Genomic DNA, 21266 nt, shown 5'->3' with positions numbered 1-21266 from the left:
TCGCAGCCTGCGGCAGCTCCTACAACGGAGTGCCGAGCAATACATTGGAGGGAGAGAACTGCGCGCGTACCGATGTTCCGCGGGTCAGCTTGCGTGATTGCAAATGCCGGGGTTCGACCAGAGCACAGAGCGTCTGGCCATTAGGCAAACTGATTCGCACTTCGCAGGGGCCGTCTTCGGCGTCGAGGATTTCCTCGATGACACCTTCGAGGCAATTGTGACCGGGTGTTGCCTCGTCGCGGCCGCCCAGCAGATCGAGCCAACCGGCCTTGATCAGGGCGACAACTTCAGTGCCGGTTTGCAGGTCCAGGCGCACGGTACTGTCGTGGGTGATCTGCGCCGCGATACTCAGGCCTTCGGGCAGCTCAAGGCGAACCCGATCGTTATGGCCCTGGGTTTCAATGGCCGCGACTTTTCCATGCAACTGGTTGCGTGCGCTGGTCCTGAGCATCAGGCGACCGAGCAGGTCAAGGTCGCTTGCGTCTTCAGCGGCTTCCAGTACCTGGGCTTGCAGCGCCTGCAGCTTTTGATAGAGGCGCAGCACACGCTCGCCTTCAGCTGACAGTTTGGCGCCACCCCCTCCTTTGCCGCCGACACTGCGTTCCACCAGCGGTTTCTGCGCCAGGTTGTTCAGCTCATCGATAGCATCCCAAGCGGCCTTGTAGCTCAGGCCCGCGCTTTTCGCCGCGCGGGTGATCGATCCCTGCTCGGCGATGTGTTGCAGCAAGGCAATGCGTTGCGGGCGACGGACAATGTGCTGGGACAACAACGTAGGCAAGGACATGGCAAGACGCTTTGGCTATGACGGTGGTGAGGACGTTGGCGGCTCGGGACCCGGGAGTCAAGTCACGGCGACTCGCCAGGTTTGGGTGTGCGCGCCAGGCAATAGACGTCGACCCGTATGGCGCCTGCGTCCAGCAGCAGCAGGGTCAGTGCCTGCGCCGTGGCACCGGTGGTCAGAACGTCGTCCACCAGCGCCAGGTGGCGACCCTTCACTGATGCGTCGCTTGCCATGGCGAAGGCGTGGTGCAGGTTGCGTTTGCGTGCCTCGGCGTTCAGGTCTTGCTGGGCGTTGGTGTCTTGAGGCCTCAATAGCAATCGTTCATCAATAGGCACGTCGAGGCGTTCGCTGAGCCAGCGCGCCAGCATGGCAGCCTGATTGAAGCCGCGTTGGCGCAGGCGCCGGGTAGACATCGGCACGGGTACCAGCACATCGGGACGCGGCAGGTCATCGTTGAAGCGATGTTGCAGTGATTGAGCGAGAAGGTCGCCGAGCAGATGGCCATACGGCCATTTCGCGCTGTGCTTGAAGCGAGTAATCAGGCTGTCGATCGGGAAGTTGTAAGTCCAGGGCGCGACCACTCGCTCGAAGGCCGGTGGCTGCATGAGGCATTGGCCGCACGTCATGCCCGCAGCGGGCAAGGGCACTGCGCAGCGCTGGCAATGATCGCCGAGCCATGGCAACTCGGTTTCGCAAGCCATGCAAACGGGCGTGGTGCCATCGGCTACTTCATCACACAGTAAACAGTGGTGGTTATTTTTTAACCAGATGTAAACCGGCCTATCGTATCGTGGTTGACAGCGCATGACTCTTCCTTAAATATGCCGAAACACCTGTGATGCGCCGGTGGAAATTCCATTTCCCGGTCGCCTGCCAAAGCATAAAACAAAGGAAACGCCCATGAGCGCCAGCACCTCTGCAACTTTGCGTCATGACTGGTCTTTGGCCGAAGTCAAAGCACTCTTCGTTCAGCCATTCAATGACCTGTTGTTCCAGGCGCAGACGGTGCACCGCGCGCATTTCGACGCTAACCGCGTCCAGGTATCGACCTTGCTGTCGATCAAGACCGGTGCTTGCCCGGAAGATTGCAAATATTGTCCGCAGTCGGGTCACTACAACACCGGCCTGGAAAAAGAAAAGCTGATGGAAGTGCAGAAGGTCCTCGAAGAGGCCGCGCGGGCCAAGGCCATCGGGTCGACCCGTTTCTGCATGGGCGCGGCGTGGAAGCACCCGTCGGCCAAAGACATGCCGTATGTGCTGAAGATGGTCGAAGGCGTCAAGGCCCTTGGCCTGGAAACCTGCATGACCCTCGGTCGCCTCGATCAAGACCAGACCGAAGCGCTGGCCAAGGCTGGCCTTGACTACTACAACCACAACCTCGACACCTCGCCTGAGTTCTACGGCAGCATCATCACCACCCGCACTTACAGCGAGCGCCTGCAAACCTTGGCCTACGTCCGTGAATCGGGGATGAAGATCTGCTCCGGTGGCATCCTTGGCATGGGCGAGTCCCTCGATGACCGTGCCAACCTGCTGATCCAGCTGGCCAACCTGCCGGAGCACCCGGAGTCGGTGCCGATCAACATGTTGGTGAAAGTCGCCGGCACGCCCCTGGAGAATGCCGACGACGTCGACCCGTTCGACTTCATCCGCATGCTCGCCGTCGCGCGGATCCTCATGCCTAAATCCCACGTGCGCCTGTCCGCTGGCCGCGAAGCCATGAACGAGCAGATGCAGGCCCTGGCGTTCTTTGCCGGCGCCAACTCGATTTTCTACGGCGAAAAACTGCTGACCACCGCCAACCCGCAGGCCGACAAGGACATGCAACTGTTCGGGCGCTTGGGGATTTTGCCGGAAGCCCGCGAAGAGCACGCCGACGAAGTGCACCAGGCCGCCATTGAACAGGCGCTGGTGGAGCAAAAGAGCAGCGAGCAGTTCTATAACGCGGCTGTTTGATCCTTCTGAAGGAAGGCAAAACCCTGTGGGAGCGAGCCTGCTCGCGAAAGCTATGTAACAGTCGACACTTATGTTGAATGTGAAGGCCTCTTCGCGAGCAGGCTCGCTCCCACAGTGGAGATGTGTCATTTGATAGTCGAGGCCTGCATGTCTTTCGATCTCGCCGCACGCCTGGCTGCCCGTCGTGCCGAAAACCTCTACCGCCAACGTCCGTTGCTCGAAAGCCCGCAAGGGCCGCAAGTGGTGGTCGACGGTCAGCCATTGCTGGCGTTCTGCAACAACGACTACCTGGGCCTGGCCAGTCACCCCCAAGTGATCGAAGCCTGGCGCGCAGGGGCTGCCAAGTGGGGCGTGGGGGGTGGGGCGTCGCATCTGGTCATCGGCCACAGCGGCCCGCATCATGCCTTGGAAGAAGCCTTGGCCGACCTCACCGGTCGTCCGCGCGCCCTGCTGTTCACCACGGGCTACATGGCCAATCTCGGGGCGGTCACGGCGTTGGTGGGGCAGGGCGATACGGTGCTCGAAGACCGGCTCAACCATGCTTCGTTGCTCGATGCGGGCCTCTTGTCAGGGGCACGTTTCAATCGCTACTTGCACAACGATGCGGCGAGTCTGGCCAATCGTCTTGAGAAAGCCACCGGCAATACGCTGGTCGTGACTGACGGCGTCTTCAGCATGGACGGTGACATCGCCGATCTGCCAGCGCTGGCGCGAGAAGCCAAGGCCAAAGGTGCATGGCTGATGGTCGATGATGCGCACGGTTTCGGCCCGCTGGGCGCCAATGGCGGCGGGAGCGTCGAACATTTCGGCCTGAGCCAGGACGACGTGCCGGTACTGGTCGGCACGCTCGGCAAGGCGTTCGGAACGGCGGGGGCTTTCGTAGCCGGCAGCGAAGAGTTGATCGAGAGCCTGATCCAGTTCGCTCGCCCCTACATTTACACCACCAGCCAACCACCGGCCCTGGCCTGTGCGACCCTCAAAAGCCTGGAACTGCTGCGCAGCGAGCATTGGCGCCGCGAGCATTTGCAGACGCTGATCCGCCAGTTCCGGCAGGGCGCCGAGCAAATCGGCCTGGAGCTGATGGACAGTTTCACGCCGATCCAGCCGATCATGATTGGTGACGCCGGGCGCGCGGTGCGCTTGTCGCAGATGCTGCGCGAACGCGGCTTGATGGTGAGTGCGATCCGTCCGCCAACCGTGCCGGCCGGCAGTGCCCGACTGCGCGTAACCCTGACTGCCGCCCATAGCGAGGCGCAAGTGCAGCTATTGTTGGAGGGACTGGCCGATTGTTATCAACGACTGGGAGCGGAGCCTGGCCATGCGTGATCGATTGATTCTGTTGCCCGGTTGGGGCCTCGGAATTTCGCCGCTGCAACCATTGGGCGCTGCCCTGCAGGGCCTGGACGAACACATGCGGGTCGAAATCGAGCCGCTGCCCGAGCTGGATTCGAGCAATCTTGAACATTGGCTCGATGAACTCGACGCCAGCGTGCCGCAGGACGCCTGGCTCGGCGGCTGGTCACTGGGTGGCATGCTCGCGTCCGAGTTGGCGGCGCGCCGTGGCGACCGTTGCTGTGGTCTGCTGACCTTGGCGAGCAATCCTTCTTTTGTCAGCCACGACCAATGGCCAAACGCAATGCCTGGCGAAACGTTCGATGCCTTTCTGGCAGGCTGCGCTGCCGATCCGCGCATGACCTTGAAGCGTTTTTCATTGCTCTGCGCCCAAGGTGCCGAAGACCCGCGCGGCTTGTCTCGCCTGTTGCTCGCAGGGGCGCCGCACTCAACGGCGGCAGTGCTATTGAGTGGCCTGGAATTGCTCGCGCAGATGGACACTCGCCAAGCCCTGCAGACATTCCGCGGTCCGCAATTGCATCTGTTTGCCGGCCTCGACGGGCTGGTGCCGGCCGAAGCCGCCGAGGCCTTGCTGGCGTTGCTACCCGATGTCGAAATCGGTCTGATCGAACAGGCCGGCCACGCGTTTCTCCTGGAAAATCCCCACGGTGTCGCGGGGGCGATCCAGGCCTTTTTGCATGAGTGCGGCGATGACTGATTTATCCTTTCCCAAGTTGCCCGGTGGTTTGCCCGACAAGCGCCAGGTAGCCGCGTCGTTTTCCCGTGCCGCGGCAAGCTACGACAGCGTGGCCGAGTTGCAACGTGATGTCGGTGGCCAGTTGTTGCACCGTTTACCGCAGGCGTTCGTACCCCGGCGCTGGCTCGATCTCGGGTGCGGCACCGGCTATTTCAGTCGTGCGCTGGGCGAGCGGTTTCCCGACGGCCAGGGCGTGGCGCTGGACATCGCCGAAGGCATGCTCAATCACGCCCGACCGTTGGGCGGCGCCGCGCACTTCATCGCCGGCGACGCCGAGCGGATGCCATTGCGCGATGCGACGTGCGACCTGATTTTCTCCAGCCTGGCCGTGCAGTGGTGCGCGGACTTCGCGTCGGTGCTCAGCGAAGCGCATCGGGTGCTCAAGCCGGGCGGTGTCTTTGCATTTGCTAGTCTCTGTGTAGGCACGTTGTTCGAGTTGCGTGACAGCTGGCGTCAGGTGGATGGCATGGTGCACGTCAACCGCTTCCGCGAGTTCAACGTTTATCAACAGCTGTGTGCGGCCAGCGGCTTGCGCGCAATCAGCCTGGAAAACCAGGCACATGTGCTGCATTACCCGGACGTGCGCAGCCTGACCCATGAGCTCAAGGCCTTGGGGGCGCACAACCTCAACCCTGGGCGTCCGGGCGGCTTGACCGGTCGGGCGCGGATTCTCGGCCTGGTCGAGGCTTACGAGCAGTTTCGTCAGGCCCAAGGCCTGCCGGCGACTTATCAAGTGGTGTACGCCGTTTTGGAGAAACCCTTATGAGCTCCGCGTATTTCATCACCGGTACGGACACCGATGTCGGGAAAACCACGATCGCCGCCGGTCTGTTGTATGCCGCGCGATCAGCCGGGTTAAGCACGGCAGCAGGCAAGCCGGTGGCCTCTGGTTGTTCGGTGACGCCCAAGGGGCTGCGCAATGCTGACGCGCTGGCGTTACTGGCGGAGTGTTCGCTGCCCTTGACCTACACCCAGGTCAATCCGGTGGCGCTGGAGCCGGCGATTGCGCCGCACCTGGCCGCGCGTGAGGCCGGCATCGCGTTAACCGTGCAATCGCTGCTGACTCCGATGCAGCACATACTCGACATGCAGGCCGACTTCACCCTGGTCGAGGGGGCTGGAGGCTGGCGCGTGCCATTGGCCGACCAGGACAACCTGTCGGACCTGGCGATGGCGCTGGGTCTGCCGGTCATCCTGGTGGTCGGCGTACGCTTGGGCTGCATCAACCACGCGTTGCTGACGGCCGAAGCGATTGCCCGGGACGGTTTGCAGCTGGCGGGATGGGTGGCGAACATCATAGATCCGAAGACTTCGCGCCTTGAAGAAAATCTGGCGACCCTCGCCGAACGCTTGCCAGCGCCCTGCCTGGGGCGGGTGCCGAAGCTCAAGGTGGTCACGGCCGAAGCAGTCGCGGAGCACCTGCAACTCGACCTCCTGGACTAGATGTTGGCTATGGTGCGGCACTGTGCCATTAGTGTTTTTGACGGGCGATTTCTCGGTATGTCTGCTTCAATGAACACTGATGACTCTTTGCAAGGACGAGCACTTCCATGGAAATCTCGGGAAATACCGCTTTCTATGCCGGCCTGAGCACTGTTCAGGCGGGGCAAGACCGTATTGATCAAGCCGCCGGAAAAATCGCCAACGCGACGATCGAGCGTTCGGTGAGCAGCCAGTCCTCCGAGGCTCAGGTCGATCGCCTGCGTTCGGTCGACCGTAGTCGGCAGTCGGACCTCGTGAGCCATGAAATCGAAATGGCCGAAGGCCGGTTTCAGGTGGAGTTGGGCGCCAAAGTCGCCAAGGCTTCCGATGAAATGCTCGGCACCTTGATCGACACCTACGCCTGAACTCACGCTGAAAGCGCACCGTCTGGCGGTACGCTTTCAGCGTGAGTTCCTGTACCCATCTTCTTTTCTCGCGCTGCGCGCTGCTCGTGCAATAGCGTCAGGCTCGCGTGCGCGCTGTTTATTGGTTGGATGACGAATGGCAAAAGATCGGTGCTTGACAAGATTTGGGCGTAAACGTATGTTTCAAACAACTGTTTGATCGTTTCGACAACGGTCGCTCATTCCCGGTTACATCAGCAGAGGTTTATCGCTATGCCTGACTACAAGGCCCCCTTGCGTGATATTCGCTTCGTTCGTGACGAACTGCTCGGCTACGAAGCGCACTATCAGAGCCTTCCGGCTTGTGCAGACGCAACTCCGGACATGGTTGACGCCATTCTCGAAGAAGGCGCCAAGTTTTGTGAGCAGGTACTGGCTCCGCTGAACCGCGTGGGCGACACCGAAGGCTGCACCTGGAGCGAGTCCGGCGTTAAGACCCCGACTGGCTTCAAAGAGGCCTACAAGCAATTCGTCGAAGGCGGCTGGCCAAGCCTGGCCCACGACGTTGAGCACGGTGGCCAAGGCCTGCCGGAGTCTCTGGGCCTGGCAGTCAGCGAAATGGTTGGCGAAGCCAACTGGTCGTGGGGCATGTACCCGGGCCTGTCCCACGGCGCGATGAACACCATTTCCGAGCACGGCACGCCTGAGCAACAAGAGGCATACCTGACCAAGCTGGTTTCCGGTGAATGGACCGGCACCATGTGCCTGACCGAACCGCACTGCGGCACCGACCTGGGCATGTTGCGCACCAAGGCTGAACCTCAGGCCGACGGTTCCTACAAAGTCTCCGGCACCAAGATCTTCATCTCGGCCGGTGAACACGACATGGCCGACAACATCGTGCACATCGTGCTGGCCCGCCTGCCCGATGCGCCGGCTGGCACCAAAGGCATTTCGCTGTTCATCGTGCCAAAGTTCCTGCCAAACGCCGATGGTTCGATCGGTGCGCGTAACGCCGTGTCCTGTGGCTCCCTGGAACACAAGATGGGCATCCACGGTAACGCCACCTGCGTGATGAACTTCGACGCGGCCACCGGTTTCCTGATCGGCCCGGCGAACAAAGGCCTGAACTGCATGTTCACCTTCATGAACACCGCACGTCTGGGTACCGCGCTGCAAGGCCTGGCCCACGCCGAAATCGGTTTCCAGGGTGGCCTGAAATACGCTCGTGATCGTCTGCAAATGCGCTCGCTGACTGGCCCGAAAGCGCCGGAAAAAGCCGCTGACCCGATCATCGTGCACCCGGATGTACGTCGCATGCTGTTGACCATGAAGGCATTCGCCGAAGGCAACCGTGCGATGGTCTACTTCACCGCCAAGCAAGTCGACATCGTCAAGTACGGCGTGGACGAGGAAGAGAAGAAGAAGGCCGATGCGCTGCTGGCGTTCATGACTCCGATCGCCAAGGCCTTCATGACCGAAGTCGGTTTCGAATCGGCTAACCACGGCGTGCAAATCTACGGTGGCCATGGCTTCATCGCCGAGTGGGGCATGGAGCAGAACGTTCGCGACAGCCGTATTTCGATGCTGTACGAAGGCACCACCGGCATCCAGGCACTCGACCTGCTGGGCCGTAAAGTGCTGATGACTCAAGGCGAGGCCCTCAAGGGCTTCACCAAGATCGTGCACAAGTTCTGCCAGACCAACGAAGGCAACGAAGCTGTCAAAGAGTTCGTCACACCGCTGGCTGCATTGAACAAGGAATGGGGCGAGCTGACCATGAAGGTCGGTATGGCTGCCATGAAAGACCGCGAAGAAGTCGGCGCGGCCTCGGTGGACTACCTGATGTACTCGGGTTACGCCTGCCTGGCCTACTTCTGGGCTGACATGGCACGCCTGGCCGCCGAGAAACTGGCTGCCGGCACTTCTGACGAGGCGTTCTACACCGCCAAGCTGCAGACGGCGCGCTTCTACTTCCAGCGTATCCTGCCGCGCACCCGCACTCACGTTGCAACCATGCTGTCGGGCGCCAACAACCTGATGGACATGAAGGAAGAGGACTTCGCGCTGGGCTACTAAGCCTTAACGCGGTACTTCAAGAAAACCGCTGCTCCTTCGGGGCAGCGGTTTTTTTTTTGCCTGTTGGTTGATGCTCTTTGTAGGAGCGAGCCTGCTCGCGATGCAACGCTGCACCACCCGGCAGGCCGCAGACGCTGTCTTAAAAATTTCTTGGTAATTGACTCAGCAAGTCGAGATTGATGCCGTTACAGTTGTTGGCACATTGCCATCAATCGAAATGACGGGTCGGAGCTTTACCTTTGCCGCGTTCATCCGCTGTCCGTGTGGGTCATTTTTTGCCGTCGTCAGTGCTGTTACTGGCGGGGCTCGCGGCTGCCTACATCAAGGACCTGAACGTGTTCTTCACGTCGTTGTTCCAGGTGCTTCCAACCTTGGTGTTGTTGCTCGGCGGTGCCTACTGTGCGGTTTACCGACGCCAGCGCGAGCTGTTTCTGATGGTCACGGTGTACATCGCCTACTTCCTGCTCGACACCCAGACCGATTACTACCGTGACAACGGCAAGGTGCGAGACGACGCCGCCGTGGTCTTTCATTTGTGTTGCCTGCTATTGCCATTGCTGTTCGGCGTATTCGCCGCGTGGCAGGAGCGTACACATCTGTTCCAGGACATGGTCGCCCGTTTCGCCGTTTTACTGGCCGTCGGTAGCGTTGCATTGGCACTGGAACAAAGTTACCCACAGGCGTTGCTGGTGTGGCTGTCGCAGATACGCTGGCCTGCCTTGCACGGCGCCTGGATGAGCCTGATCCAGCTGTCCTATCCCGTGTTCATCGCATCGTTCGCGCTGCTGGCCTACCAGTACTGGCGTCACCCAAGACCGCTGCATGCGGCACAGCTGGTGGGGTTGCTCGGGCTGTTCTGGATGTTGCCGAAAACCTTCATCCTGCCCTTCACCCTGAACATCATGTGCAGCCAGGTGATGCTGATGATCGCGGCCGCCGTTGCTCATGAGGCCTATCAAATGGCCTTCCGTGACGAACTCACCGGCCTGCCCGGGCGCCGCGCGTTGAATGAGCGCATGCAGCGCCTGGGGCGCAACTATGTGTTGGCCATGAGTGACGTCGACCACTTCAAGAAATTCAATGACACCCACGGCCATGACGTCGGTGACCAGGTGCTGCGACTGGTCGCCAGCAAACTGTCGAAAATCGGCGGAGGCGGTAAGGCCTATCGTTATGGTGGAGAGGAGTTCGCCCTGGTGTTTGCCGGCAAGACCCTCGAAGAATGCATGCCGCACCTGGAGGTCATTCGCGAATCCATTGCCACCTACAACATTCATCTGCGCAATCAGGACAGCCGTCCACAGGATGACAATCAGGGCCGCCAGCGTCGCGCCGGCGCCAGTGCCTCGAGTGTGTCGGTGACTGTCAGCATCGGCGTTGCCGAACGGGTGGAACAACGCACGCCCGAGAAAGTGCTCAAGTCCGCCGACCAGGCGCTTTACAGCGCCAAGGGCGCCGGACGCAACTGCGTGATGGCGTTCGGTCAGAACCGCCGTGGCGCCGTGCGCATGGACGCTGCTGCGGTTGAGTGATGACGGCGCATTCAGCGTCTGGACTGTCATTGTGAAGGGCGGGGCGGCGGCAGTAGGTTTGAGTCATCTACTGCCGGAGAAACGACCATGCCCGCCTACAAGGCTCCCCTGCGCGACATGCGCTTCCTGATTGACCACGTCTTCGATTTCCACAGCAACTACGCAGCGCTCGGCGCCACCGAGGCCAGTCCGGACATGGTCAGTGCGATCCTCGAAGAGGGTGCCAGGTTTTGTGAAAACGTGCTGTCGCCTCTCAACCGTAGCGGCGACGAAGAGGGCTGCCATTTCGACAACGGTGTGGTCACGACGCCTGCAGGTTTCAAGCGGGCTTTCGCCCAATACGTCGAAGGTGGCTGGCATGGCCTGGCGGCTGATCCGGCGTATGGCGGTCAGGGTCTGCCCGGCTCGCTGGGGCTGGTCATCAGCGAGATGGTGGGTTCGAGCAACACGTCGTGGGGCATGTACCCAGGCCTGACCCACGGCGCCATGTCGGCGATCCACGCCCATGGCACTGAAGAACAGAAACAAACCTACCTGAGCAAACTCACCGCCGGCCAATGGACCGGCACCATGTGCCTGACCGAAGCCCATTGCGGCACCGACCTGGGCATCATCAAGACCCGTGCCGTGCCTGCAGCCGACGGCAGTTATACGATCACCGGCAGCAAGATTTTCATCTCCGCCGGCGAGCACGACATGAGCGCCAACATCATTCACCTGGTACTGGCGAAACTGCCGGAGGCGCCGGCCGGGACCAAGGGTATTTCGCTGTTTATCGTGCCCAAGTTCCTGCCCGATACCGAGGGCGAAGCGGGCGAGCGCAATGGGGTTTCCTGCGGCGCCATCGAGCACAAGATGGGGATCAAGGCCTCGGCCACCTGCGTGCTGAATTTCGACGGGGCCAAGGGCTTTTTGATCGGGGAAGCGAACAAGGGCCTCAACTGTATGTTCACCATGATGAACCACGCGCGGCTGGGCACGGGCATGCAGGGTTTGTGCCTGGGCGAAGCGAGTTTCCAGGGCGCGATCCAGTACGCCAACGACCGTTTGCAGATGCGCGCATTGACAGGCCCGAAAGCCCCGGATAAAGCTGCCGACCCTATCATCGTGCATCCGGATGTACGTCGGATGTTGCTGACCATGAAAGCCTTCAACGAAGGCAATCGGGCACTGACTTATTTCACTGCGCAGTTGCTCGACGTGGCGCACCGGAGCTCGGATGCAACGGCACGCCAGGATGCCGAAGACCTGCTGGCCTTCCTGACGCCGATCTGCAAAGCCTTCATGACTGAAACCGGGCTGGAAGTGACCAACCATGGCATGCAGGTATTCGGCGGCCACGGATTCATTCGTGAATGGGGTATGGAACAGCTGGTTCGCGACTGCCGGATCGCGCCGATCTATGAGGGCACCAATGGCATCCAGGCGTTGGACCTGCTCGGGCGCAAAGTGCTCGGCAGCCAGGGCAAGCTGTTGCGCGGCTTCACTAAAATCGTCCACAAGTTTTGCGCGGCCAACGTCGCGCATCCACAGTTGGGCAACTATGTGGCGCAGCTCGATGCGCTGAATCAGCAATGGGGCGAGTTGACGACCAAGGTCGGCATGGCGGCGATGAAAAACCCGGATGAAGTCGGCGCCGCATCGGTGGATTACCTGATGTACAGCGGTTACATCATCCTCGGCTACTTGTGGTTGCGTATGGCGTTGGTGGCGCAGGCGCAGCTCGATGCTGGCAGCGGCGACGCGGATTTCTGCCGGGCCAAACTGGCGACCAGTGAGTTTTACTTCAAGCGCCTGTTGCCGCGTACCGACGCTCATCGGGCGGCGATCGAAGCGGGGAGTGATTGCCTGATGCAGTTACCGGCGGAGTTGTTTGCGCTCTGATGGGCTTTTCTGTAGGAGCGAGCATGCTCGCGATGGTCGTTAACGATAACGTTGGAAGCCAGGTGCCCCGAGGCGTCCTCAGGTTTATCGCGAGCAGGCTCGCTCCTACAATTCTTGCGTTTCCCCTCTACATTTCACCGATGACTAAAAATTACAAAACAGTCATGTGCTGACCCTATGTGTCGCAAAAGTTGTTGGGTTACACTCGGACCCAAAGAAAAGCATCTTTCCTACGAGCCATCTGTTTAGATTTGCGAGGTTTGCCATGGCTGACTACAAAGCGCCCCTGCGCGATATGCGCTTCGTCCTCAATGAGGTGTTCGAGGTCGCCAACCTCTGGGCCGAGCTGCCAGCATTGGCCGATTCCATTGATGCTGAAACGGTCGAAGCCATTCTCGAAGAAGCCGGCAAGGTCACCAGTAAAAGCGTTGCGCCCCTGAGCCGTGCGGCTGACGAGGAAGGTTGTCACTGGGCGGACGGTGCTGTCACCACGCCGGCGGGTTTCCCACAGGCTTACCAAACCTACGCTGAAGGTGGTTGGGTCGGTGTTGGTGGAGATCCGGCCTACGGCGGCATGGGCATGCCCAAGGCCGTTTCGGCCCAGGTCGAGGAAATGGTCAACTCGGCCAGCCTGTCGTTCGGTCTGTACCCGATGCTGACCGCCGGCGCTTGCCTGTCGATCAACGCCCACGCCAGTGAAGAACTGAAGGCCGCCTACCTGCCGAACATGTACGCCGGCGTCTGGGCCGGTTCCATGTGCCTGACCGAACCGCACGCCGGCACCGACCTGGGGATCATCCGCACCAAGGCCGAGCCTCAGGCCGACGGTTCCTACAAGGTCAGCGGCACCAAGATCTTCATCACCGGCGGCGAACACGACCTGACCGAAAACATCATCCACCTGGTGCTGGCCAAACTGCCCGATGCGCCGGCTGGACCTAAAGGGATTTCGCTGTTCCTGGTGCCCAAGTTCATGGTCAATGCCGACGGCAGCCTGGGTGCGCGCAACCCGGCCAACTGCGGCTCGATCGAACACAAGATGGGCATCCAGGCCTCTGCGACCTGCGTGATGAACTTCGATGAAGCCGTGGGTTACCTGGTCGGCGAGCCGAACAAGGGCTTGGCGGCAATGTTCACCATGATGAACTACGAGCGCCTGGGCGTCGGCATCCAGGGCCTGGCCACCGGCGAGCGCTCCTACCAGAACGCTGTCGAGTACGCTCGTGATCGTCTGCAGAGCCGTTCGCCAACCGGCGCGCAGAACAAAGACAAAGTCGCTGACCCGATCATCGTCCACCCGGACGTGCGTCGCATGTTGCTGACCATGAAAGCCGCGAACGAAGGTGGCCGCGCTTTCTCGACCTACGTCGCCATGCAATTGGACACCGCCAAGTTCAGCGAAGACGCCACCACCCGCAAGCGCGCGGAAGACCTGGTGGCCTTGCTGACCCCGGTGGCCAAGGCGTTCCTCACCGATCTGGGCCTGGAAACCACGGTTCACGGCCAGCAGGTATTCGGCGGCCACGGTTACATCCGTGAGTGGGGCCAGGAGCAATTGGTGCGCGACGTGCGCATCACCCAGATCTACGAAGGCACCAACGGTATCCAGGCGCTGGACCTGGTGGGACGCAAGATCGTCGGCAGCGGCGGGGCGTTCTACAATCTGTTTGCCGACGAGATTCGTCACTTCACCGCAACGGCCAGTGCTGACCTGGCGGAGTTCACCAAGCCGCTCAACGATGCGGTGACGACGCTCGACGAGCTGACGGCATGGCTGCTGGACCGGGCGAAAAACAACCCGAATGAAATCGGCGCGGCGTCGGTCGAGTACCTGCAAGTATTTGGCTACGTAGCCTATGCCTACATGTGGGCCTTGATGGCCAAGGCGGCTCTCGGCAAGGAAACGCAGGACGATTTCTACGCCAGCAAGCTGGGCACCGCGCGCTTCTATTTCGCCCGTTTGCTACCGCGTATTCACTCGCTGAACGCGTCGGTGAAGGCCGGTAGCGAATCGCTGTTCCTGTTGGAGGCCGGGCAATTCTGAGTTTGTAACCTGATGTAAGCATTCTCTTACATGACGTGCTGCTGTTCTCCCATAGTCGTAAATTGGATCCACAGCTAATCTACTGCTTATGGACGTAGCGCAGGAAGCGCAAAGCAACAACACGGACACGTAGGATTCTGCCAGGACGGCGGAGTGAAATGGATGTCAGGGAAACAGTCTGCAAAGCCCCGCTTCGGCGGGGTTTTCTTTTGCCTCGAGAAAAGTGTTCAGCTCAGGCCATCCAGTGCCGGCGGGCTGTTCAAGCGTTCATCCGGCCGATTGATCACCTCTTCCAGCAATGTGCGCAGCAAGGCCAGCGATGCCTGTTGCCGTTGCACATCGCGACAGACCAACCCGACTTTCAGCGGCACCCGCGGCTCGCTCAGGGGTTTCCACAACAATTGCTGGTTGCCGTGGGTCTTCTGCGAGCGTCCAGGCAGCACCGTCGCCAGTCGCGTGTGCGGCAGGCTGTCGAGTATGCCGGCCATGTTGTTCAGCTCGGCCTGCACTTGCGGACGCCGTCCCAGGCTGGCCATTTGCGCCTGCCAGATCTGCCGTATCTGAAACTCTTCGCCCAGCAGCAACATCGGCAATTCGGCAGCCTGGCTCATGGAGACTTTCTTGAATTCGCGCAATGGATGGTCTGCCGGGATGACCAGCGTCAGTTCGTCTTCGTACAACAGCACTCCGTGCAGACCCGGCTGACGAGGCGGCAAGTAGCCGATGCCGATGTCCAGCGAACCATTGAGCAGGCGTCGCTCGATTTCCAGTCCCGTCAGTTCATAGATCTGCACCACCAGATGAGGTTGCGCCTTGCGCACCCGCTCGAGCATTTGTGGCACCAGGCTGGTGTGCACGGTTTGCAGTACGCCAATGGCCAGGGTGCGCAGCGCATGCCCCTTGAAGTTGCCCAGTGCTTCACGTGCCCGTTGCAGGCCATCGAGCAAGGGCAGGGCATGGTTGTAGAGCGTATGGGCCGCAAGGGTCGGCAATAGGCGTTTGCTGCTGCGTTCGAACAGGCTCACATCCAGGGTTTGTTCAAGGTGGCGGATCTGTTGAGACAGCGCCGGCTGTGAAATGGACAGGCGCTCGGCAGCCCGGCCCACATGGCCCTCTTCGTAGACCGCGACGAAATAACGCAGTTGCTTGAAATCCATAAGTAATTCTTATCGAAAATGCTGGGAAATCGAAATAGCTCATCGCCTTGGGTGAGCCTAGTCTAACCCTATTCACACGGCTTACAGGGCCCCGGAACGCGATGAACTCCCTTCGCTTCGATGACGTTTGCATAGGTAACGCAAAAAACCTTCTGCGAGGGTTGCACCTATGAATCTGTTCAGCCTGCGCCGACATGCGCCCAGTCTCGACGATTTGCTGGAGGACAGTTCCTCTGCCCCCAACGCAGACAATCTTTGCAGCGAGTACCTGATGCCCAGTGTCGATCGACCCCAACAGGTTTTTGCCCGCGGCCAGGGTTCCTGGTTGTGGGACAGCGATGACCGTGCGTATCTGGATTTCTCCCAGGGCAGCGGTGCCAATAGCCTTGGTCACAGCCCCAAGGCACTGGTCAGCGCCATTACTGCGCAGGCGCAAGCGTTGATCAATCCCGGTTTCGCCCTGCATAACCGCGGCATGCTCAAGCTCGCCGAGCGCCTGTGTGCCATCACCGGCAGCGACCAGGCGTACCTGCTCAACAGCGGCAGCGAGGCCTGTGAGGCGGCGATCAAGCTGGCGCGCAAATGGGGTCAACGGCATCGCGGCGGGGCTTCGCGGATTATCGTGGCCAATCAGGCTTGCCATGGTCGTAGCCTGGGGACGATTTCGGCGTCGGACAGTTCGACCCTGGTCAACCGCTTCGAGCCGCAGCTTCCGGGGTTCAGTCGCGTCCCCTTCAATGATCTTGCGGCGCTGAATGCGGCGGTGGATGAACGGACCGTGGCGATCATGCTCGAGCCGATCCAAAGTGTAGCTGGGGTGATTGCGGCTACCGCACATTACCTCAAGGGGGTCGAGCGCCTGTGTCGCGAGTTGGGCATCCTGCTGATCTTCGACGAGGTGCAAACCGGTGTCGGTCGCTGTGGCAGCCTGCTGGCTGAACAGTCCTTCGGTGTGCGTGCCGATATCGTCGTGCTCGGCAAAGGGCTTGGCGGTGGCGTACCGGTGGCGGCGCTGCTGGCGCGGGGCAAGGCCTGCTGCCTGGAAACCGGCGAAATGAGCGGTACCCATCATGGCAACGCACTGCTGACCGCAGCCGGCCTGGCGGTGCTCGATAGCGTGCAGGACAAAGGCTTTCTCGAGCATGTCGGGGAAATGGCGCAGCACCTGCGCGAAGGCCTGCAGCGTTTGTCCCATCGTTACGGACACGGCGAATTACGCGGGCAAGGGTTGCTCTGGGGGTTGACGCTTTCCGACGACTCGGCAGACGCCGTGGTCAAGGCCGCGTTGTACGAAGGGCTGCTGCTCGACGCGCCGCGAGCCGATTGCCTGCGATTTACCCCGGCGCTGACGGTCAGCAAGTCCAATATCGATGAAATGCTGCTGCGCCTGGCCCGTGCCTTCTCCCGCGTACGCACCGCACAGCTGCAATGCCGTAAAGGGATTGCCGTCTGAGCGGACGCTTCCTGCACGAATTCCCGAACCGTCTCGCGGTATAACGCACGCCCCACGCCTGATTCTTTTGGCGTGGGGCGTTTTTTTATGGCGGTTGCATCGTTCAGAAACATGGCCTGGGTACATTGGCCTGAACAGTCGGGCTGAACCCTGACCAACGGTACAGGTCGATAGGGTATGGGCTCGCGTGAGCCCACTTCAATCAGGAGCTATGTCCATGGACTTTATCCGCATCATCATCGCCATTCTGTTGCCACCACTGGGTGTATTTCTGCAAGTGGGGTTCGGTGGAGCGTTCTGGCTGAATATTCTGCTGACGCTGTGCGGTTACATTCCCGGGATCGTGCATGCGGTGTACATCATCGCCAAGCGGTGAGGCGTTTCTCCCTGTGTGGCGCTCTCAATTTGTGAGCGCCATCACCCGCCGATAGAACAACCATTCCTGCTCCAGCGCATGCGCCTGGTTGCCGGCTTTGCGAAAACCGTGACGTTCGTCCGCGTAGTAATGGGCTTCGACCAGGATACCGTTGTTCTGCAGGGCCTCGACCATGTCGCGGGTTTGCTGAGGTACTACCACGGCATCCAGCTCACCTTGAAAGAAGATCACCGGCACGCGAATGTTGCTGGCATGCAATAACGGCGTGCGTGCGGCGTAGCGTTCGGCATCCTGTTGTGGGTCACCGATCAGCCAGTCCAGGTAGTCACCCTCGAATTTGTGCGTCGCCCGGCCCAGCGCCACAGGGTCGCTGACCCCATAAAGACTGGCACCGGCACGAAACACCTGGTGGAACGCCAACGCGCACAGCGCCGTATATCCACCGGCGCTGCCACCGCGAATGAAAGCTCGCTGGCCATCGATCAAGCCACGTTCGGCGAGATGGCTGACCACCGCGCAAGCGTCTTCGACATCGACTTCGCCCCAGCGCAAATGCAGGGCCTGGCGATAGTCCCGGCCGTATCCGCTGCTGCCGCGATAGTTGAGATCGGCCACGGCAAAACCTCGTTGCGCCCAGTACTGGATGCGCGGATCGAGCATCGGGTAGCACGCCGAGGTTGGGCCGCCATGGATGAACACCACCAATGGCGGCTGGGCATCGCCGTTCATCGCCGGGTAGAAGAAACCGTAGGCTTCACCCGAACCGCTTGGGTAGTGCAGCGTTTGCGGGCGACTGATTTGTTCGGCGGGCAGCGGTGCAATACCGCCGGCGAGGACTTTCACTTGGTGGGTCTGGCGATCGATGGCGATCACCGCCGCTGAGCTGACGGGGGACGCAGCAATGCAGTAGATGAAATGATCATCCACGGCAAGATGGCGGAAGCGGCTGTAATCGCCGGTAAAGTCTTTGCACGAAGTACCGCAAAGCCCCAATCGGCCAAAACCGCCTTCCGTCCAGCTGGCCAGATAAGTACCTTCGCTTAGCGGTAACCAGGTACAACCACCCAGTTGCCAGGGTGCCGGGCCGTGGTCGGCGGCGGTGCTGGGCAATGGTGTCAGGCCATCGGCCGATTCCATCCAGGGCTGCCAGAAACCACCGCGATCGGTCAGGCAGAACAAGCGACTGTCAGCATCGAAACGAGGTTGTTGCAGCGATTCCTGCGCCTGGTCGCCGGCCACGCAGCAAGGGGCAGCGAAGCCGCCATCGGCCTGGCGTCGGGCGACCATCAAACGGGTCGCGGTCCAGGGTTGATCCGGGCGACTCCACTCAATCCAGGCCAGTCGTTGCGCATCGGGACTCAAGGTCGGTGCGGCGTAAAAGTCCGCGCCTTCGGCCAACAAATGCCGCGCGCCATCCACCAGGTCGATCGCCACCAGGCGGTGTACATTGCGGTTTTCCTCTACCGCCAGTACCTGGCCATTGGCGAACTGCAGATCACCATATCGACACACACCTGAGGTCAGCACCTCTGGCGTCTCGCCTTGCAGTGATTGGCGATAAAGCTGCTGATCCGCCTCATTGACGAACACCACGCCGTCGTCGGTCAGGCAAAACGCGCCACCGCCATATTCATACACTCGACTGCGCACACTGAACGGGGGTGGCGTCAGGCAACTGGCCACACCATCACGCCAGTGCCAGATCCGACACGCGGCATCCTCCGGGCGGTATTCGTTCCAGAACAAACCATGGGCGCCGACCTGCAGCTCGGCAAAATCGATGCCGGCCGCGACGGCGTTGGCGGCGCTGAAGGGTTCAGCTTTTGGCGATGAGGCGTGAGTTTCGTTCATTGCGAAAGGCCAGTTGTTCAATGGTCTGGGTCGCGTGCTCGGCCTCTTCGCGGGCCTTGAGGATCACGCCGTGATGAGGCGACTTGCTGCACACCGGGTCGGCGTTGCGCGCATCCCCCGTGAGCATGAAGGCCTGGCAGCGACAGCCGCCGAAGTCCTTTTCTTTCTCGTCGCAGGAGCGGCATGGCTCCGGCATCCAGTCGTAACCGCGAAAGCGGTTGAAGCCGAACGAGTCGTACCAGATGTGCTGCATGCTGTGCTCGCGCACGTTGGGAAACTGCACCGGCAGCTGTCGGGCGCCATGACAGGGCAGGGCGGTGCCGTCCGGTGTGACCGTCAGGAAGATACTGCCCCAGCCGTTCATGCAGGCTTTCGGGCGTTCTTCGTAGTAGTCCGGGGTGACGAAAATCAACTTGCAGGGATGCCCTTCGGCTTCCAGTTTGGCGCGGTATTCGTTGGTGATGCGCTCCGCACGAACAAGCTGTTCCCGGGTCGGCAGCAGCCCCGCCCGGTTGAGTTGCGCCCAGCCGTAGAACTGGCAGGTGGCGAGTTCGACGAAGTCGGCCTCCAGGGCAATGCACAGCTCGATGATGCGGTCGATCTTGTCGATGTTGTGCCGATGGGTGACGAAGTTCAGCACCATCGGGTAGCCATGGGCTTTCACGGCGCGGGCCATTTCCAGCTTTTGCGCGAAGGCTTTTTTCGAGCCCGCCAGCAGGTTGTTCACCTGCTCGTCGCTGGCCTGGAAACTGATCTGGATGTGATCGAGACCGGCCTTTTTGAAATCGCTGATTTTCTGCTCGGTCAGGCCGATGCCGGAGGTGATCAGGTTGGTGTAGAACCCCAGCTGGCGCGCTTCGCCAATCAGCTCGGCGAGGTCCTGGCGCACCAACGGCTCACCACCGGAAAAGCCCAGCTGCGCCGCGCCCATCTCGCGTGCCTCGCGGAACACCTTGATCCACTGCTCGGTACTGAGCTCCTGGCCTTGTTCGGCAAAATCCAGCGGATTGGAGCAGTACGGGCATTGCAGCGGGCAGCGATAAGTCAGCTCGGCCAGCAACCAAAGGGGCAGGCCGATCTCGGGCTTGGGCGGCACTTGCCTGGATGAATCAGGCAAGTTCGATCCAGTGCTGTGCACGGGCAACCTCCATGAATTGCTCGATGTCATCACCGAGCTCGGGCACGCCGGGGAACTGCTGGTCGAGCTCATTGATGATCGCCGCGACATTGCGCTCGCCATCGATCAAGCCGCCGATCAGCGCCGCGCTTTCATTGAGTTTAATCATGCCTTCCGGGTACAGCAGCACGTGGCCTTTCTGTGCCGGTTCGTACTGGAAACGGTAGCCAGGACGCCAGGTCGGGGTCTTGCTGCGATCGAAACTCATAGGGTGATTCCTTTGTGCCAGACCCGTTCACTCGTCACCGTATGGTAGGGCGGGCGGTTCAACTCATAGGCCATGCTCATGGCATCGAGCATGCTCCAAAGAATGTCCAGTTTGAACTGGAGAATTTCCAGCATGCGTTCCTGGCCTTCCCGGGTCGTGTAGTGCTCGAGGGTGATGGCCAGGCCGTGCTCGACATCGCGCCGCGCCTGGCCCAGGCGCGTGCGGAAATACGCGTAGCCGGTGGGGTCGATCCACGGGTAGTGCTGCGGCCAGCTGTCCAGGCGCGATTGGTGGATCTGCGGGGCGAACAGCTCGGTCAGCGAGCTGCTGGCCGCTTCCTGCCAACGGGCGCGGCGAGCGAAGTTGACGTAGGCGTCGACAGCAAAACGCACGCCGGGCAGCACCAGTTCCTGGGAGCGCAATTGGTCCGGGTCGAGACCGACGGCCTGGCCCAGGCGCAGCCAGGCTTCGATACCGCCGTCTTCGCCGGGGGCGCCGTCATGGTCGAGCAGGCGTTGAATCCATTCGCGACGGACCTCGCGGTCCGGGCAATTGGCCAGGATGGCCGCGTCCTTCAGGGGGATGTTCACCTGATAGTAAAAGCGGTTGGCGACCCAGCCCTGGATCTGCTCGCGGGTGGCCCGGCCTTCGTACATCGCCACGTGGTAGGGGTGGTGGATGTGGTAGTAGGCGCCCTTGGCGCGCAGGGCGGCTTCGAATTCGGCGGGGGACATGGGGGTGTCGGTCATTGCGGTTCTCCAACGAACAGCCGTAGAAATGAGGCGTTATTACCGGCCTCTTCGCGAGCAGGCTCGCTCCCACAGTAGATCGCCTTCCCCCTGTGGGAGCGAGC

Annotated in this window: 19 protein-coding genes; 12 read left to right on the top strand and 7 right to left on the bottom strand. The window is 60.9% G+C overall.

Annotated features, from left to right (window positions below; translation table 11 throughout):
• Window positions 1–19: 19 nt before the first annotated feature.
• Entirely contained in the window at window positions 20–784 is a 765-nt protein-coding gene (locus tag PG5_RS05170; RefSeq protein WP_020796037.1) for a TOBE domain-containing protein, read from the bottom strand.
• Between the two features lie 62 nt (window positions 785–846).
• Window positions 847–1587 carry a ComF family protein gene (locus tag PG5_RS05165; RefSeq protein WP_020796036.1) on the bottom strand — a complete coding sequence of 247 codons (741 nt, stop codon included), beginning with the start codon at window positions 1585–1587 and terminating at the stop codon, window positions 847–849.
• 94 nt (window positions 1588–1681) lie between these two features.
• Here PG5_RS05165 and bioB point away from each other — a divergent pair, with 94 nt between their 5' ends.
• From bioB to PG5_RS05115, 10 genes are all read left to right on the top strand, one after another.
• Window positions 1682–2737: a biotin synthase BioB gene (gene bioB / locus PG5_RS05160; protein ID WP_020796035.1), complete on the top strand. Its 1056-nt coding sequence runs from the start codon at window positions 1682–1684 to the stop codon at window positions 2735–2737.
• A gap of 147 nt (window positions 2738–2884) precedes the next feature.
• Window positions 2885–4063, top strand: a complete 1179-nt coding sequence (gene bioF, locus PG5_RS05155; protein ID WP_033043280.1) for an 8-amino-7-oxononanoate synthase — start codon at window positions 2885–2887, stop codon at window positions 4061–4063.
• Window positions 4056–4787, top strand: a complete 732-nt coding sequence (locus PG5_RS05150) for an alpha/beta fold hydrolase (RefSeq protein ID WP_020796032.1) — start codon at window positions 4056–4058, stop codon at window positions 4785–4787. The genes bioF and PG5_RS05150 overlap by 8 nt, the downstream gene beginning before the upstream one ends.
• Window positions 4780–5592, top strand: a complete 813-nt coding sequence (gene bioC, locus PG5_RS05145) for a malonyl-ACP O-methyltransferase BioC (protein WP_020796031.1) — start codon at window positions 4780–4782, stop codon at window positions 5590–5592. The genes PG5_RS05150 and bioC overlap by 8 nt, the downstream gene beginning before the upstream one ends.
• Window positions 5589–6269 carry a dethiobiotin synthase gene (bioD, locus tag PG5_RS05140; RefSeq protein ID WP_020796030.1) on the top strand — a complete coding sequence of 227 codons (681 nt, stop codon included), beginning with the start codon at window positions 5589–5591 and terminating at the stop codon, window positions 6267–6269. The genes bioC and bioD overlap by 4 nt, the downstream gene beginning before the upstream one ends.
• 107 nt (window positions 6270–6376) lie before the next feature.
• Complete coding sequence (locus PG5_RS05135; protein ID WP_020796029.1) at window positions 6377–6673, top strand: hypothetical protein; 297 nt, start codon at window positions 6377–6379, stop codon at window positions 6671–6673.
• Between the two features lie 252 nt (window positions 6674–6925).
• Window positions 6926–8731, top strand: a complete 1806-nt coding sequence (locus PG5_RS05130; RefSeq protein WP_020796028.1) for a phenylacyl-CoA dehydrogenase — start codon at window positions 6926–6928, stop codon at window positions 8729–8731.
• 239 nt (window positions 8732–8970) lie between these two features.
• Complete coding sequence (locus PG5_RS05125; protein ID WP_042955245.1) at window positions 8971–10263, top strand: GGDEF domain-containing protein; 1293 nt, start codon at window positions 8971–8973, stop codon at window positions 10261–10263.
• 87 nt (window positions 10264–10350) lie between these two features.
• The gene (locus tag PG5_RS05120; RefSeq protein ID WP_020796025.1) at window positions 10351–12147 is read left to right on the top strand and encodes an acyl-CoA dehydrogenase C-terminal domain-containing protein; all 1797 of its coding nucleotides are present in this window, start codon (window positions 10351–10353) and stop codon (window positions 12145–12147) included.
• Window positions 12148–12412: 265 nt separating this feature from the next.
• Entirely contained in the window at window positions 12413–14191 is a 1779-nt protein-coding gene (locus tag PG5_RS05115) for an acyl-CoA dehydrogenase C-terminal domain-containing protein (protein WP_020796024.1), read from the top strand.
• A 227-nt stretch (window positions 14192–14418) separates the two neighbouring features.
• Here PG5_RS05115 and PG5_RS05110 read toward each other — a convergent pair whose 3' ends face one another.
• Complete coding sequence (locus tag PG5_RS05110) at window positions 14419–15348, bottom strand: LysR family transcriptional regulator (RefSeq protein ID WP_020796023.1); 930 nt, start codon at window positions 15346–15348, stop codon at window positions 14419–14421.
• Between the two features lie 169 nt (window positions 15349–15517).
• Here PG5_RS05110 and PG5_RS05105 point away from each other — a divergent pair, with 169 nt between their 5' ends.
• Both PG5_RS05105 and PG5_RS33215 read left to right on the top strand, forming a co-directional pair.
• Window positions 15518–16801, top strand: coding sequence for an aspartate aminotransferase family protein (locus PG5_RS05105; protein WP_020796022.1), 1284 nt, complete (start codon window positions 15518–15520; stop codon window positions 16799–16801).
• A gap of 217 nt (window positions 16802–17018) precedes the next feature.
• On the top strand, window positions 17019–17177 hold the full coding sequence (locus PG5_RS33215; protein ID WP_003228885.1) for a YqaE/Pmp3 family membrane protein: 159 nt from the start codon (window positions 17019–17021) through the stop codon (window positions 17175–17177).
• A 24-nt stretch (window positions 17178–17201) separates the two neighbouring features.
• On the opposite strand, the gene PG5_RS05095 is transcribed toward PG5_RS33215, so the two are convergent.
• The 4 genes from PG5_RS05095 to pqqC are packed head-to-tail and all read right to left on the bottom strand — an operon-like array spanning window position 17202 to window position 21162.
• Window positions 17202–19028, bottom strand: coding sequence for a S9 family peptidase (locus tag PG5_RS05095; RefSeq protein WP_020796021.1), 1827 nt, complete (start codon window positions 19026–19028; stop codon window positions 17202–17204).
• Window positions 18994–20166 (bottom strand): pyrroloquinoline quinone biosynthesis protein PqqE, encoded by a 1173-nt coding sequence (gene pqqE / locus PG5_RS05090; RefSeq protein ID WP_020796020.1) that lies wholly within the window; start codon window positions 20164–20166, stop codon window positions 18994–18996. Before pqqE ends, PG5_RS05095 begins: the two co-directional genes overlap by 35 nt.
• Entirely contained in the window at window positions 20138–20413 is a 276-nt protein-coding gene (gene pqqD / locus PG5_RS05085) for a pyrroloquinoline quinone biosynthesis peptide chaperone PqqD (RefSeq protein ID WP_020796019.1), read from the bottom strand. Before pqqD ends, pqqE begins: the two co-directional genes overlap by 29 nt.
• Complete coding sequence (gene pqqC / locus PG5_RS05080; protein WP_020796018.1) at window positions 20410–21162, bottom strand: pyrroloquinoline-quinone synthase PqqC; 753 nt, start codon at window positions 21160–21162, stop codon at window positions 20410–20412. Before pqqC ends, pqqD begins: the two co-directional genes overlap by 4 nt.
• Window positions 21163–21266: the final 104 nt, after the last annotated feature.

The sequence above is a fragment of the Pseudomonas sp. G5(2012) genome (assembly GCF_000408945.1).
Classification (GTDB): Bacteria; Pseudomonadota; Gammaproteobacteria; order Pseudomonadales; family Pseudomonadaceae; genus Aquipseudomonas; species Aquipseudomonas umsongensis.
This window is presented reverse-complemented; position numbering and strand designations above follow the sequence as displayed.

Bases quoted from the DNA above. Each gene is read 5' to 3' on its own strand.
- pqqC (WP_020796018.1), bottom strand. From the start codon at position 21,162: ATGACCGACACCCCCATGTCCCCCGCCGAATTCGAAGCCGCCCTGCGC.
- PG5_RS05115 (WP_020796024.1), top strand. From the start codon at position 12,413: ATGGCTGACTACAAAGCGCCCCTGCGCGATATGCGCTTCGTCCTCAAT.
- PG5_RS05120 (WP_020796025.1), top strand. From the start codon at position 10,351: ATGCCCGCCTACAAGGCTCCCCTGCGCGACATGCGCTTCCTGATTGAC.
- PG5_RS05110 (WP_020796023.1), bottom strand. From the start codon at position 15,348: ATGGATTTCAAGCAACTGCGTTATTTCGTCGCGGTCTACGAAGAGGGC.
- pqqD (WP_020796019.1), bottom strand. From the start codon at position 20,413: ATGAGTTTCGATCGCAGCAAGACCCCGACCTGGCGTCCTGGCTACCGT.
- PG5_RS05135 (WP_020796029.1), top strand. From the start codon at position 6,377: ATGGAAATCTCGGGAAATACCGCTTTCTATGCCGGCCTGAGCACTGTT.
- PG5_RS05105 (WP_020796022.1), top strand. From the start codon at position 15,518: ATGAATCTGTTCAGCCTGCGCCGACATGCGCCCAGTCTCGACGATTTG.
- PG5_RS05170 (WP_020796037.1), bottom strand. From the start codon at position 784: ATGTCCTTGCCTACGTTGTTGTCCCAGCACATTGTCCGTCGCCCGCAA.
- PG5_RS05150 (WP_020796032.1), top strand. From the start codon at position 4,056: ATGCGTGATCGATTGATTCTGTTGCCCGGTTGGGGCCTCGGAATTTCG.
- bioD (WP_020796030.1), top strand. From the start codon at position 5,589: ATGAGCTCCGCGTATTTCATCACCGGTACGGACACCGATGTCGGGAAA.
- bioF (WP_033043280.1), top strand. From the start codon at position 2,885: ATGTCTTTCGATCTCGCCGCACGCCTGGCTGCCCGTCGTGCCGAAAAC.
- bioB (WP_020796035.1), top strand. From the start codon at position 1,682: ATGAGCGCCAGCACCTCTGCAACTTTGCGTCATGACTGGTCTTTGGCC.
- PG5_RS05095 (WP_020796021.1), bottom strand. From the start codon at position 19,028: ATGAACGAAACTCACGCCTCATCGCCAAAAGCTGAACCCTTCAGCGCC.
- PG5_RS05130 (WP_020796028.1), top strand. From the start codon at position 6,926: ATGCCTGACTACAAGGCCCCCTTGCGTGATATTCGCTTCGTTCGTGAC.
- PG5_RS33215 (WP_003228885.1), top strand. From the start codon at position 17,019: ATGGACTTTATCCGCATCATCATCGCCATTCTGTTGCCACCACTGGGT.
- bioC (WP_020796031.1), top strand. From the start codon at position 4,780: ATGACTGATTTATCCTTTCCCAAGTTGCCCGGTGGTTTGCCCGACAAG.
- PG5_RS05165 (WP_020796036.1), bottom strand. From the start codon at position 1,587: ATGCGCTGTCAACCACGATACGATAGGCCGGTTTACATCTGGTTAAAA.